Below are 13,985 nucleotides of genomic sequence, written 5' to 3'. Positions count from 1 at the left end.
TAAATTTAATCTATTAAAATCGTCTTTAATATTTTAAGTTAGAGCGAAGAAAAAAAAACAATAACCCTGACGCGTCTTTTTAGAAAAATCGTTTAGGAAATCGCTTTAAAATAAAAAAGAGGTCTTTCGAACCTCTTTTTTATATTTTTTCATCTTTTTAAGATGGATCCGAAGGATTAAAATCCAAAGAAGTGTGATCGTCTTTTTTCTTGTTACGCTTCGGTTGGTTTTTCATCGTTTCTCCAATTTGATTGCTCGCCGTAAAAGAAGCTACCATATTATTTAACATATCACTTCCGGCTTGCGGTGAATTGGGTAACAAAATTAAATTCGAATTGGTATCAGCGCCAATCGCCTGTAAAGTATCGTAATGTTGCGTTACCACAATTAATGCGGAAGCTTCCTGTGAATTAATGCCAACGTTGTTCAAAACTTCAACACTTTCCACCAATCCTCGAGCAATTTCTCTACGCTGATCGGCAATACCTTGACCTTGCAAACGTTTGCTTTCCGCTTCAGCTTTGGCTTTGGCTACAATTCTAATACGTTGTGCTTCAGCCTCATATTCCGCTGCGGTTTTCTCACGGTCTGCCGCGTTGATACGGTTCATCGCTTGTTTTACCTGAACATCCGGATCGATATCGGTAACCAAAGTGTTGATGATGTCGTAACCGTAAGTCATCATGGCTTCGTTTAATTCCCTTTTAACCGCAATGGCAATATCGTCTTTACGAACGAAAACATCATCTAAAATTAATTTCGGTACTTCGGCACGTACTACGTCAAAAACATAAGAAGTGATCTGATCGTGAGGATATTCCAGTTTGTAAAATGCATCGTAAACTTTTTCCTGAATCACTTTAAATTGCACGGATACTTTCATCTTAACGAAAACGTTGTCTTTGGTTTTGGTTTCAATTACCACGTCCAACTGCTGAATGCGCAGATTTACACGTCCGGCAATACGGTCAAAAACCGGTATTTTAAGTTGCAGACCCGATTGACGGATGCTGTTGAATTTTCCAAATCGTTCCACCACAACAGCCGTTTGTTGCTTTACAGTAAATAAAGCGGCAAACAAAAGAAAGATTCCCAGTACTGCAAAAATTGGTAAAGTTATCATATGATATAGTTTATTGGTTTTATAAGATTATACGCATAGCCGCGATAAATGTTACAGAAATCGTATAAATAAGTTTACATTTGCTCAAATTTTTAAATTTATGACGAAAAAATCCTTCCTTTTGGTCGCTATTTTTCTGACAACGGCGGCTTTTGCACAACACGGATATCGCGATGGAAACCGCATTGGCATCTATGGTGGTGTGACCCATACTAATATGATTACCTCTAATTTTGATACGAAACCGGAATTGGGTTGGGCAGCCGGAATGCAGGTTCGCGGAAATTATTATAACAATTTCAGTATGATTTTCGGAATGCAGTTTTCAGAAAACAATTTTTCAGTACCTACTGTTTCCCCTTTTCTGCAAAAACAAGAGGTTAAGTATAAAGTGATGGGAGCTCAAATCCGTTTGCTTTTGAGTTACAATTTGATAAAAAATCATGCCTCACTGGATTTCGGACCGGTACTTCAGGTTAACGATAAACTTAAATTTGAAGGGGATTATGAGAATAATATAATATCCGGTACTGCATTGACAGCCAAACAAATAACCGATATCAATAAGATAAACGGAAATTTGTATGTGGGTATTACGGCCGGTAACAGTAGAGTACGCGCCATAGTGAATTATCAATTCGGTATGAACAATATTTTAAACAACCTAAACAAAAAAGAGGAAGTAAAACTGGCCAATAACAACGAAAGTTTTAAAGGACACTTAGGAATTCTAAGCGGTCAGCTCTTATTTAATTTGTAGTTCGTAAAAAATAGAACAAACAGAAACGTATATATTTGCAAAAATTTTAATAACCCTAATTTACCCTTAATGAGAAAAATTTTACCTGTTTTATTAGGAGTGGTTCTCCTGTCAAGCTGTGATAGTAAAGAACCGGTTACTTGTATTCTTCCTGATCCGAGCATCAGCAGTAATTCACCGGTTATGTCCGGAGACGAAATACAACTTTCCTCCACAGATGCGCCTGCTTACGAAGCTACCTACCACTGGACCGGACCAAACGGTTTTGAATCGGATCAGCAAAATCCAGTTATACCGGCAGCAACGGCAGCGATGGGAGGGACTTATAAACTGACCATCACTAAAGGTATCTGTGCCACCGAAGAAATTAGTACTACCGTTAACGTGATTAACAATACAATCACTTGTACACCAAATAACAATACTGGAACTTTTTCACATTTATTCTACCCCGTATCGTATTACAGTACAACGGCGGTACAGACTGGCGAAAACACATTCCAATTGCGTGGCGGAGAATCGAACAGTTCTCTTGAGATAACCTTCGCCAGTTCGGATTATCCAAGTGCAGGAATGTATACAATTGTTCCTCCGGGAAGTAATATGACTGCTAATCAGGTTACAGTAACCAATACTACGGGCTATGTTTATAGCAATATCACCGAATATTTTGCCAAAACCGGTGAGGTATTAGTTTCGTACAGCAATGGAAAAATGTACGCTGTTTTATGTTCTGTTCCTTTTTATTATGAAGAGAATACGAGTTCTTCTTACACCGGAACAGTAAAAATTACGGAAGAATAATCCACAAAGTACTGTCGTCCTATGAAAAAAATGTTAGTAGTACTCTTCTGTTTTATTACAACAGGAGTGTTGGCACAAAGCACTTATTTTTTTGATAAAAAAGGTAAGAAAACCGTAATGCGAGACGATACGGTAGAAATTATCGTTATTGACGAACGTCTTTCGTATGCAGAAGATGGAAAAGATTGGGAAAAATACATCCGGTTCAAAGATCTTGATTATGCGGTTATTGGACCGATGTTATTCAAATCATTCAAATTAATCTCTCCGAAAGGAAAGCCTAAAAAAGAAACCGCATACTTCGTGATGGCGGAATCTGAAGATCGAAAACTATTGTGTTATACCTATCAGGTTGTTGGAAAATATTCTTCAACATCCCATTACAACATCTATTTTGTAGATAACAATAACCAGATATTGGATTATATCGAATTCAATACGTCCAATATATATATTGGCGCCCGCGCTAAGATAACACCGTTCATGAACAAACATTTTGCGGGTTGTGAAGCTTTACTGGAGCGTTTCAACGAATTTGAAGATAATGATGATAAACACCTTAATGTCCTGGGTTTCTTTGATAAACCCTACCTTTTAAAATGTAACTAAAAAAATGAAAAAGAATATACTTTATACGATTACCGCTTTACTATTTACGTTTTGTACTTACGCACAGGCACCCAGAGCATGGTATGCCAGTGTTGGTGCATCACAAACCGAATTAAAATCTTCGGATTTATTAGCCGATCCCGGATTTGGTTATAAACTTGGGCTAATTTTCTCTATGGGCTACCATGAAAGCTACAATTATCAGGTAGAATTAGGTCTTAACCAGAGAATGTTCAATTTAAAAGCTGTTGATAATACTTATCAAAATGTCAGCGAAGTAAAATATACTTCCGGTACGCTTGATCTTGGCGCTTACTTTAATTACTATGTGTTGAAACCGGATCAGGATACTTTCTTTGTTGGGCCACAGGCTGGATTTAACGTAGGTTTTTTAGGTGAATTTACACCTGCACAAGGCGCAGACGTAAGCGATAAATATTACTTACCGTATTTATTGGAAGAAAACAGTTTCGGGAACATGTCAAAAGTTAATTTTGATCTTGGTGTTGGTCTTACCGGCGGCTATAACAATCTTAAATTTGATTTGCGTTATACCTTAGGCATGAACAACCGTTTAAAAGGGGTTGAAATGAACAGTTATGACGATAACCATCGTTATACCGGTAAAGAATTGGAAGGTAAATTAAATTCCGTTTCCTTGTCCGTATCGTATGTTATTCTGAAAAGGATTAAAAAAAGCCGTTAATCCAACTGTGAAAATTTTAGCAACGTTTGTATAAAATTACACAGCCTGCTGTACTACTTATCCTAAGTGTAGTACTAAATTAGCAATAAAAAAGCCCCGACATTTTCGGGGCTTTTTCTTTTTATAAAGTAGTAATCGCTTTTTGTAATCGTATAATCGTTTCTTCTTTACCGATCATTTCCACAATATCGAAGAGGTGAGGGCCTTTCAGCGCACCAACCAAACTCAAGCGGAACGGCTGCATTACTTTACCCATACCAATTTCGTTTTTCGTCATCCAGTCTTTTACAATTGTTTCGATGTTTACGGAGGTAAAATCCCCGATGTTTTCCAATACCGAAATCAGTTCCTGAAGTAAACCCGGTGTTTCTTCTTTCCAGTTTTTAGCCGCTTTTTCATCATACGAAGCAGGGGCTACGAAAAAGAAATCCGATAACTCATAGAAATCCGATGCAAAAGTAGCCCGTTCTTTTACCAAACTTACCACTTTAGTTACATACGCTTTATCTGCAACAATGCCTCTTGCTGCTAGCATCGGAAGAAAATTCTCCGCTAAGGATTCATCGGATTGTAATTTCAGGTAATGCTGATTGAACCATTTGTTTTTTTCCGGATCGAATTTTGCCCCGGCTTTGTGCACACGGTTCAAATCGAATTTTTCAACCAATTCGTTCAGTGCAAACAATTCCTGATCGGTGCCGTCGTTCCAGCCTAATAACGCTAAAAAATTTACTACTGCTTCCGGGAAGAATCCTTTTTCTCGGTAACCTGAAGATGTTTCTCCTGAAATTGGATCAGTCCAGTCCAAAGGAAATACCGGAAATCCTAGTTTATCGCCATCGCGTTTTGATAATTTTCCGTTACCAACCGGTTTTAAAATCAAAGGTAAATGCGCAAATTCCGGAGCGTCCCAACCGAAAGCTTTGTATAGCAATTCGTGAAGTGGGAGGGAAGGCAACCATTCTTCTCCTCGGATAACATGAGAAGTTTCCATTAAATGGTCGTCTACAATATTGGCTAAGTGATACGTTGGCATTCCGTCACTTTTAAACAATACTTTATCGTCTAATAAGTTGGTATCAAATTTAATGTCACCACGGATGATGTCTTTTAAATGTAACGTTTCATTAACCGGTGTTTTGAAGCGGATCACATAGTCATCTCCATTAGCAATTCGTTCCGCTACTTTTTCTGCAGTATTGGTTAAAGAATTATCCAGATGTTCGCGAACTGTATGGTTGTAAATGAAGGTATTTCCGGCTTCTTCCGCATTTTTTCGCAACTGATCCAAATCTTCTGCCGAGTCAAAAGCGTAATAGGCCCAACCCGAATCAATTAATTGGTCGGCATATTGCTTGTATAACGATTTGCGTTCGCTCTGGCGGTACGGCCCAAATTTTTCATTTTTACCCACAGTTTCATCGGGGGCAATACCTAACCATTCCAAGGCTTCCATTATATAGGCTTCCGCTCCGGGAACGAAACGGTTTTGGTCGGTATCTTCCACACGTAAATAAAAAACACCACCGTGCTTTTTAGCAAATAAATAATTAAACAAGGCAGTACGCACACCACCTATATGTAAAGGCCCTGTAGGGCTTGGTGCAAAACGCACTCTAACCGGTTTTGACATTTTTACTGAATTTTGTGCAAAGATACTTTTAAGTTTACAGTTTATAGTTTACGGTTTATAGTTTTTTACATATCGTTTTAAATTATTGACAATTGTTGATAACGCTAAAGGTTGTATAACTTCTTTATTTTAAAAGATTTACTTAAACTTTACGTTATTTCACACTTATAAATTGTGAATAAAATTCAGTAAAAGATATTTTTTTGGTAATGATTTAACAGCAAAATTTAACATTGTTAATGAAATTACGGTTATCGTTGAAAAACAAGCTTTTACCGATTAACAACTTCTGTTGATAACTTTGAATAGAATCTGACAACTGTTTTTTGGTGGTATTGCTATTTTTTATAAACCAAAACTGAAATGAAAAATGCAAGGAAAGTTTTTAGTTTTTCTTTAAAATTTATCAAATACTAAAACACACTTATCAACAGTAATGCTATTGGTAAATTATTAAAAACATCGTTTAAAAATTACCTTTCAACGATTGTTAATAACCTAAACCTAACCCTTGATTTACATTATTTTAACTTAAAAATACGCTGTTAATAACTCGGTATAAAAAGAAATAAGTAGAATTCCTACGGTAAAATGTAAAAGTTATAGCCATTATTAACACCCTATAATAATCATTAAAAATTTAAATTTTTTAAAAATCTTTTTTTCTTTTATTTAATGAATGTTGAAAACTATCGAATTCAAATTTGAAATTTTTAAATTGATTTGAGAATGCAGAAAGAAAGATTAAAGGATTGAAAGATAAAACTGAAATTTGTTTTTAACGAATTTTAAAGTTTTAGTCTTGTTTAAAATTGTAATTTTATCGGTTATAAGTAAACTTGCAGATTTTGGAAACCAAAAATGTCATCTTTCAAAAGCTCGAAGCCTTCATTAAGAAGTATTATACCAACGAATTACTCAAAGGGACGATTCTTTTTATTGGATTGGGATTGTTGTATTTTATTATCACGTTGCTCGTGGAACATTTTCTGTGGCTGCAACCTAAGGGGAGAACCTTACTTTTTTGGTTGTTCATAAGTGTGGAAGTTTTTCTGTTGCTGCGTTTCATTTTGTTTCCGGTTTTCAAATTGTTCAAACTGCAAAAGGGAATTGACTATACGGAAGCCTCCCAAATCATCGGCAGTCATTTTTCGGAAGTAAGCGATAAACTGACCAATTTTCTGCAACTGAATACTCAGTCGGATCCATCGGAATTGTTATTGGCATCCATTGAACAAAAAGCTAAAAATTTGCAACCGATTCCGTTTAGTAACGCGATCAACTTTAAAAAAAATATAAAATATCTTCCGTATGCAGCCGTGCCTTTGCTGTTGCTTTTGGTTTTTATACTCAGTGGTAATTCCGGAATTATTACGCAAAGCTTCAGTAGGGTAGTGCATTATCAAACCCGTTTTACACCACCGGCTCCTTTTTCGTTTGAAATTGTTAATCCGCATTTAACGTCACAGCAAGGACAGGATTTTTTGTTGCGGGTAAAAACCAAGGGTAAGGTTATCCCTGAAAATGCCCTTATAAAAATCGGTGAGGAAAGTTACTATATGGAAAATAGTAAACCTGGTGAATTCCAATTTCTTTTTGAGAAACCGTTGAAGAATCAAAGTTTTCATTTTGAGGCCAACACTATAACATCCAAAGATTTTGAATTGCAGGTTGTAGCCGTTCCCACCATAGTCAATTTTGAAATGCAATTGTTGTTTCCTTCTTATTTAGGCAAACGAAACGAAGTAATCCAAGGAACCGGAAATGCTGTAGTGCCCGAAGGAACTAAAGTAGTTTGGAAAGTTAACGCTTTGGCTACCAATGCTGTAAGTTATGCAAGTGACAAGACAAGAGCCAATTTTAACAGAACGGAACAGTTTTTTACGTATACCAAAAGTATTTTACAAAATACTGATTATCAAATTATTACTTCCAATTCAAAAGTAAAAAATTACGAAAAACTCAATTACCAGTTAACGACGGTTAAAGATCAGTATCCAACCATATCGGTGCAAACGGCGCCGGATTCCCTAAAACTTAAAAAGCAGGTCATGTTAGGTCAAGTTTCTGATGACTATGGGTTGACAAAATTACAGGTGGTTTTCTATCCGAAAGACAAACCTACGGAGATCCGAAGAGGAAATTTAAGTGTTAAAAAAAGTGCTTTTGATCAGTTTGTGTATTCGTTTCCTGATGGATTAGCGGTTCCGGCCGGTGTCGATTACGATTATTATTTCGAGATTTTCGATAACGATGCCCTACACAATTTTAAAAGTTCCAAATCTTCTGTTTTTTCGCATCGAGAATTAACCACGGATGAGCAGTTGCAGCAGAATTTACAGGAACAAAATTCGAATATCAACAGTTTAGAAAAATCGATTAAAAATCAGGACAAGCAACTTTCGGAATTGGATAAATTGCAAAAACTCGGTAAAGAAAAAACGAATTTAGATTTTAAAGATCAGAAAAAAGTACAGGATTTTATCAACCGTCAAAAGCTGCAGGATGAAATGATGAAAGAATTTTCTAAAAAATTGGAAGAAAATCTGGAGCAATTCAACCCTGAAAAGAAAGATGAATTCAAAGACGAACTTTTAAAACGTTTAGACAAGAACGAAAAAGAAATAGAAAAAAACGAAAAGCTTTTAAAGGAATTGGAAGAATTAACCAAAAAGTTGAAAGAAGAAGAACTTTTTGAAAAAGTCGATAAATTAAAACAGAATACAAAAGATCAAACGAAAAGTTTGGAGCAATTGGTGGAACTTACCAAACGTTTTTATGTAGAGAAAAAAGCAGAACAAATTGCCTCTAAATTAGATCAACTTTCTAAAAAAGAAGATAAATTATCGGATAGTAAAGACAACAATTCCAAAGAGCAGAACGAAATCAATAAAGAATTTGAAAAGCTGCAGGAAGAAATGAAAGAGTTGGAAAAGCAAAACGAAGAACTTAAATCGCCTATGGATCTTCCTACTGAGCAGAAGGAGCAAGAAGATATTAAGGATGATTTACAGAAAGCTTCGGATGAATTGCAGAAACATAACCAATCTAAAGCGAAGCCTAAGCAAAAATCGGCGGCTCAGAAAATGAAGCAAATGAGTCAAAAAATGATGCAAGCCATGGAAATGGACGGCATGGAACAAATGGAAGAAGATGTTAAAATGTTGCGTCAGATTCTTGATAATCTTTTGGCCTTTTCTTTTTCACAGGAAGATTTGATGAAAAATTTTAAATCGCAATCGTCACGTACTTTGAGTTTTAATAAGTTGCTGAAGAAACAACAGGATCTTAAAAATCAGTTCAAACATGTGGATGACAGCCTTTTTGCGATGTCTTTGCGCAACCCGAAAATTTCGGAGATGATTACTAAAGAAGTTGGTAATGTTGAATATAATATTGAAAAAGCAATTGATAATCTAGCGGACAATAACATTCCAAAAGGTGTGTCGCACCAGCAATATACTGTTACCTCTGCTAATAAATTGGCGGATTTTCTTAGTGATGCGATGAACCAAATGCAGATGGAAATGATGATGCCAATGGATGGACAAGGTATGGGCAAAGGAAAGCCTAAACCAGGTCAAGGACAAGGGATGCAGTTGCCGGATATCATAAAAAAACAGGAAGGATTATCTAAAAAAATGAAAGATGGAATGAAACCAGGAGAGCAATCGGGTGAAGGAAAGCCTGGAGAAAAAGGAGAAAAAGGTAGCAAACAGGGTGAAAATGGTCAAGATGGAGAAGGGGACGCCGGTCGATTATTAGAAATTCTGAAAGAGCAGCAGCAATTGCGTGATGCATTGCAAAAAGCGTTGGAAAAACAAGGTATGGGCGGCAACGGCCAGAACGCTTTGCAGCAAATGAAAGATATTGAAAAGCAATTGTTGAATAAAGGTTTTAAAAATGAAACACTTCAAAAAATGCTTAATTTGAAACACGAATTACTAAAATTGGAAAAAGCCATACAACAGCAAGGTGAGGAAAACAAACGACAATCCCAATCCAATAAGAAAGATTTTAATGCACAAGGAACTCCTATTTCTCCCGCTTTAAAAGATTATTTAAACAGTGTTGAAATATTAAACCGACAAAGCTTACCTTTGCGCCCAAATTTTAATCAAAAGGTGCAAACCTATTTTAAATCAAATGATTAGTTTTAATTATGAAACCGACTTTCAGTTGGATAATGAGGAAGCGTTCGAAAATTGGATTTCACGCGTAATTGTCTCAGAGAACAAGGAATTGGGCGAGATAAGTTATATCTTTTGTGACGACGATTACTTGCACAAAATCAATGTAGAATACCTTAATCACGACGATTTGACTGATATCATCAGTTTCGATTATTCTGAGGGAAAAATATTACAAGGTGATATTTTTATTTCGGTGGAACGTGTCAGGGATAATGCCAACGATTTCAAGGTTTCCTTTGAAGAAGAATTGAAACGAGTTGTCATCCACGGCGTTTTACACTACTGTGGCTACAAAGATAAAACCGAAAAAGACGAGCTATTAATGCGCGCTAAGGAAGATGAAAAAGTTTTAATGTTCCACGTGGAACATTAATTTATAATACTAAAATTTCGAAACAATAAAATGTTTCACGTGGAACAATGAGTTTATTTCAAGAGGTATATGATGTAATAGTAGTGGGTGCTGGTCATGCTGGTTCTGAAGCTGCGGCTGCGGCTGCTAACATGGGATCGAAAACGCTGTTGGTTACCATGAGTTTGCAGAACATTGCACAAATGTCGTGTAATCCGGCCATGGGAGGAATTGCAAAAGGACAAATTGTTCGTGAGATTGATGCGTTGGGTGGTTATTCGGGAATTGTTTCGGATCGAACCGCCATTCAATTCAAGATGCTGAACAAATCCAAGGGGCCTGCCATGTGGTCACCACGGGTGCAATCCGATCGTATGCGTTTCGCCGAAGAATGGCGTACCATGTTGGAACAAACACCAAATCTTGATTTTTATCAGGAGATGGTTTCCGGACTTTTAACCGAAAACGGAAAAGTTACCGGAATTCGCACTTCGTTGGGAATTGAAATCAAAGCGAAATCCGTGGTGCTTACCAATGGTACTTTTTTGAACGGTTTGATTCATATCGGAGAAAAACAATTTGGTGGTGGTAGAGCAGGAGAAAGCGCAGCCTACGGAATCACCGAAGATTTGGTAAAATTAGGTTTTGAAGCCGGTCGTATGAAAACCGGTACACCTCCAAGGGTAGATGGAAGATCGTTAGATTATTCCAAAATGGAACCGCAACCCGGGGATGAAAATCCTAACAAGTTTTCCTATCTAGGAATTACAAAACCGCTTTCGGTACAGCGCGATTGTCATATGACGTATACTTCAGAATTAGTACATGATTTATTGCGGGAAGGTTTTGATCGTTCACCGATGTTCAACGGTCGTATCAAAAGTTTAGGACCGCGTTATTGCCCTTCTATTGAAGATAAAATTAACCGTTTTGCCGATAAAGAAAGACACCAGTTATTTGTAGAACCGGAAGGTTGGAATACGGTAGAAGTCTATGTAAACGGTTTTTCCACTTCGTTACCGGAAGATGTGCAGTTTAAAGCTTTGCGTTCGGTAGCCGGTTTTGAGAACGTGAAATTTTTCCGTGCGGGGTATGCCATTGAATACGACTATTTTCCACCGACACAATTAAAACATACGTTAGAAACCAAGTTAATTGAAGGATTATATTTTGCCGGACAGATTAACGGAACCACTGGTTATGAAGAAGCGGCTTCCCAAGGTTTGATGGCGGGAATTAATGCTTCGTTAAAAGTTCAGGGGCGTGATCCTTTCATTTTAAAAAGAAACGAAGCGTATATCGGAGTTTTGATTGATGACTTAATTACCAAAGGAACCGAAGAACCGTATCGTATGTTTACTTCCAGAGCAGAATACAGAACGTTGCTTCGTCAGGATAATGCTGATTTCCGTTTGACACCGATGGCGTATGAAATTGGTTTAGCGAAAGAAGACCGTTTGCGTACCATGGAAAAAAAACGGGATGCCTCCGACGCGTTCGTAACTTTCTTTAAAGAGACCAGTGTCAATCCAAAAGAAGCGAATCCAATTCTAGAAAAAAAAGGTTCTTCACCAATGGTACAGCCTGATAAAATGTTTAAAGTGTTTTCCAGACCACAATTGGAATTGGAAGATATTTTACGTTTCGAAGACGTTCAAAAATATATTCAGGAAAACAATCTGGAGGAGGAAGTTATCGAACAGGCCGAGATCCAGGTAAAATATTCCGGCTATATTGAAAAAGAAAAAAATAATGCTGATAAATTAAACCGTCTGGAAGATTTAAAAATTCGCCCGGATTTTAATTATGATTTGGTAAAGTCGATTTCGCATGAAGCTCGTGAGAAGTTAAAAAAAATAAAACCGGTGACGATTTCACAAGCGTCGCGAATTTCTGGAGTGTCCCCGGCAGATATTTCGATTTTATTAATTCACATGGGAAGATAAGATATTGCAGTTTCAGTTTGCAGATTTATCAATACTGAAAACTGCGATGCTAAATTTGTTCCACGTGAAACTACGGCGCGAAGCCCCATAAACAAAGCGATTAGTAAAAAATATAATATTGTAAATGAATTTTTCTACCGACCACGTTTTTATCCGTGTTAAAGATTATTCCGTTTCCGGTGAAAGTTTTGACTTGCTTTTGGATGAAGAATTACAACTGTTGAAAACCCATCCGCAACCGTCATTGGAAAAATTACCCAGTTACTATGAAAGTGACGATTACATTTCCCATACCGATGGTAAACGTTCGTTGTTTGAAAAAGTGTATCATATCATTAAGCGCAAAGCGATTCGTGACAAAGTTGCACTAATTACAAAGCAGCAGCCGAATAAGGGAAAGCTTTTGGATATCGGAGCGGGAACCGGAGATTTTCTTCAGGAGGCCAAAAATCAAAATTGGTTAATTACCGGAATTGAACCCAATGCTAAAGCAAAAGCCATTGCCGTTTCAAAAGGTGTTTCATTTGCGGAAAGTTTAGAGGTCTTGGAACATCATTCGTTTGATGTGATTACGATGTGGCATGTATTGGAACACGTTCCGGATCTTGAAAAACAAATTAGTGAATTGAAACGTTTATTAAAACCAAGCGGCACAATCATTATTGCGGTTCCTAATTTTAAATCTTTCGATGCGCAGCATTACGGTAAATTTTGGGCAGCTTATGATGTGCCAAGACACTTGTGGCATTTTTCTAAAACAGCAATTGAAAAATTATTTGACAAGGAAAATGTCAAATTGGTAAAAGTACTTCCAATGGTTTTTGATAGTTTTTATGTCTCGCTTTTATCCGAAAAATACAAAACCGGAAAAATGAATTTTGTGAAAGGTTTTATAAACGGTTTGCGTTCCAATGTAAAAGCAAAGCAAAATTTTGAGTTTTCGTCGCATATTTATGTACTTGAAAATGTAAAAAATTAAAATAAAACGTTTTTTTAAACGATTTTAAGTAAAAACAGGCTTCTTGTAGCCGAATTTTAGAACGTTGCTTAAATCGCTTTATATGAATTCGATTGTAATAATTAATTTTTATAAATAAAAACTACAACATAGTTATTATTTATACTTTAAAATAAAGTAAAAAGTTGTGATTTTTCTTTGAAAATTAGCATCTTTGAAACCCTATCGGAAATTGTACCTTAAAAGAAAATAAATTTAGATCTGAAAAATGAAAAAAGTAATTTTACTTTCGGTTGCTGCTTTAGCAATCATTTCTTGTAATAAAGAAACACAAACTGCTGAAAAAACTAAAACAGCTTATATTGATACGTCAAAATTGTTGGAAGAAAACAAAGAAGCAAAAGACATTGAGGAGAAATACAAAGTAAAATCAGAAGAAATGGGCCGTGAGTTGCGTGCGGAAGCGAGTCAGTTTGAAAATGAAGCAGCTTCTTTTCAGCAAAATGCTATGGCTAAAGGACAGGCTTGGGCTCAGGCAAAAGGTGCAGAATTGCAGAAAAGAGAGCAACAATTGGGCATGAAGCAACAAGCAATGATGCAAACCTTGCAGCAGGAAAGTGGTAAGGAAATGGATAGTTTGGTGAAACGCGTTAAAACTTATATAAAAGATTACGGTAAGAAAAATGGTTACGACTACATCTACGGAACCGGAGATGGCGCGGCTACCGTTTTGTATGCCAAAGATGCTTATGATATTACGGCTACCATCAGTAAAGAACTGAATGATAAGTACAAAGGCCCTACAGCAAATGAGGAGCCTAAAACCGAAGCAAAAAAATAATAGCAAAGCCTTCCCAATCGGAGGGCTTTTTTTATACTTTTACTTTTCTAAAGTATACGC

The 13,985-nt window shown here is 36.6% G+C and carries 11 protein-coding genes; 9 read left to right on the top strand and 2 right to left on the bottom strand.

Annotated features, from left to right (window positions below):
• Positions 1-157: 157 nt before the first annotated feature.
• Complete coding sequence (locus ABGT15_RS09360) at positions 158-1,123, bottom strand: SPFH domain-containing protein (RefSeq protein WP_367231156.1); 966 nt, start codon at positions 1,121-1,123, stop codon at positions 158-160.
• Between the two features lie 100 nt (positions 1,124-1,223).
• Between ABGT15_RS09360 and ABGT15_RS09355 the strand changes: the two genes are divergently transcribed.
• From ABGT15_RS09355 to ABGT15_RS09340, 4 genes are all read left to right on the top strand, one after another.
• On the top strand, positions 1,224-1,883 hold the full coding sequence (locus ABGT15_RS09355; RefSeq protein WP_367231155.1) for a PorT family protein: 660 nt from the start codon (positions 1,224-1,226) through the stop codon (positions 1,881-1,883).
• A 69-nt stretch (positions 1,884-1,952) separates the two neighbouring features.
• Entirely contained in the window at positions 1,953-2,687 is a 735-nt protein-coding gene (locus tag ABGT15_RS09350; RefSeq protein ID WP_367231154.1) for a hypothetical protein, read from the top strand.
• A 21-nt stretch (positions 2,688-2,708) separates the two neighbouring features.
• Positions 2,709-3,296 carry a hypothetical protein gene (locus tag ABGT15_RS09345; RefSeq protein ID WP_367231153.1) on the top strand — a complete coding sequence of 196 codons (588 nt, stop codon included), beginning with the start codon at positions 2,709-2,711 and terminating at the stop codon, positions 3,294-3,296.
• A 4-nt stretch (positions 3,297-3,300) separates the two neighbouring features.
• On the top strand, positions 3,301-4,002 hold the full coding sequence (locus tag ABGT15_RS09340) for an outer membrane beta-barrel protein (RefSeq protein WP_367231152.1): 702 nt from the start codon (positions 3,301-3,303) through the stop codon (positions 4,000-4,002).
• A gap of 121 nt (positions 4,003-4,123) precedes the next feature.
• Here ABGT15_RS09340 and gltX read toward each other — a convergent pair whose 3' ends face one another.
• Positions 4,124-5,635 carry a glutamate--tRNA ligase gene (gene gltX, locus ABGT15_RS09335; RefSeq protein ID WP_367231151.1) on the bottom strand — a complete coding sequence of 504 codons (1,512 nt, stop codon included), beginning with the start codon at positions 5,633-5,635 and terminating at the stop codon, positions 4,124-4,126.
• A gap of 848 nt (positions 5,636-6,483) precedes the next feature.
• Between gltX and ABGT15_RS09330 the strand changes: the two genes are divergently transcribed.
• The 5 genes from ABGT15_RS09330 to ABGT15_RS09310 all read left to right on the top strand — a co-directional run bounded on the left by ABGT15_RS09330 (position 6,484) and on the right by ABGT15_RS09310 (position 13,925).
• Positions 6,484-9,789 (top strand): DUF4175 family protein, encoded by a 3,306-nt coding sequence (locus ABGT15_RS09330; protein ID WP_367231150.1) that lies wholly within the window; start codon positions 6,484-6,486, stop codon positions 9,787-9,789.
• Positions 9,782-10,201, top strand: a complete 420-nt coding sequence (gene ybeY, locus ABGT15_RS09325) for an rRNA maturation RNase YbeY (protein WP_367231149.1) — start codon at positions 9,782-9,784, stop codon at positions 10,199-10,201. Before ABGT15_RS09330 ends, ybeY begins: the two co-directional genes overlap by 8 nt.
• A gap of 47 nt (positions 10,202-10,248) precedes the next feature.
• Positions 10,249-12,126, top strand: a complete 1,878-nt coding sequence (gene mnmG / locus ABGT15_RS09320) for a tRNA uridine-5-carboxymethylaminomethyl(34) synthesis enzyme MnmG (protein ID WP_367231148.1) — start codon at positions 10,249-10,251, stop codon at positions 12,124-12,126.
• 124 nt (positions 12,127-12,250) lie between these two features.
• A complete protein-coding gene (locus ABGT15_RS09315) occupies positions 12,251-13,105 on the top strand; it encodes a class I SAM-dependent methyltransferase (protein ID WP_367231147.1) in 855 nt (284 codons plus the stop codon).
• 247 nt (positions 13,106-13,352) lie between these two features.
• Positions 13,353-13,925, top strand: a complete 573-nt coding sequence (locus ABGT15_RS09310; RefSeq protein WP_367231146.1) for an OmpH family outer membrane protein — start codon at positions 13,353-13,355, stop codon at positions 13,923-13,925.
• Positions 13,926-13,985: the final 60 nt, after the last annotated feature.

Origin of the sequence: Flavobacterium enshiense (assembly GCF_040750275.1) — a bacterium.
GTDB classification, from domain to species: domain Bacteria; phylum Bacteroidota; class Bacteroidia; order Flavobacteriales; family Flavobacteriaceae; genus Flavobacterium; species Flavobacterium enshiense_B.
Note: the sequence above shows the minus strand (reverse complement) of the source record. Positions and strands in the feature narration are given on the sequence as shown.

Bases quoted from the DNA above. Each gene is read 5' to 3' on its own strand.
- ABGT15_RS09360 (WP_367231156.1), bottom strand. From the start codon at position 1,123: ATGATAACTTTACCAATTTTTGCAGTACTGGGAATCTTTCTTTTGTTT.
- ABGT15_RS09355 (WP_367231155.1), top strand. From the start codon at position 1,224: ATGACGAAAAAATCCTTCCTTTTGGTCGCTATTTTTCTGACAACGGCG.
- ABGT15_RS09350 (WP_367231154.1), top strand. From the start codon at position 1,953: ATGAGAAAAATTTTACCTGTTTTATTAGGAGTGGTTCTCCTGTCAAGC.
- ABGT15_RS09345 (WP_367231153.1), top strand. From the start codon at position 2,709: ATGAAAAAAATGTTAGTAGTACTCTTCTGTTTTATTACAACAGGAGTG.
- ABGT15_RS09340 (WP_367231152.1), top strand. From the start codon at position 3,301: ATGAAAAAGAATATACTTTATACGATTACCGCTTTACTATTTACGTTT.
- gltX (WP_367231151.1), bottom strand. From the start codon at position 5,635: ATGTCAAAACCGGTTAGAGTGCGTTTTGCACCAAGCCCTACAGGGCCT.
- ybeY (WP_367231149.1), top strand. From the start codon at position 9,782: ATGATTAGTTTTAATTATGAAACCGACTTTCAGTTGGATAATGAGGAA.
- mnmG (WP_367231148.1), top strand. From the start codon at position 10,249: ATGAGTTTATTTCAAGAGGTATATGATGTAATAGTAGTGGGTGCTGGT.
- ABGT15_RS09315 (WP_367231147.1), top strand. From the start codon at position 12,251: ATGAATTTTTCTACCGACCACGTTTTTATCCGTGTTAAAGATTATTCC.
- ABGT15_RS09310 (WP_367231146.1), top strand. From the start codon at position 13,353: ATGAAAAAAGTAATTTTACTTTCGGTTGCTGCTTTAGCAATCATTTCT.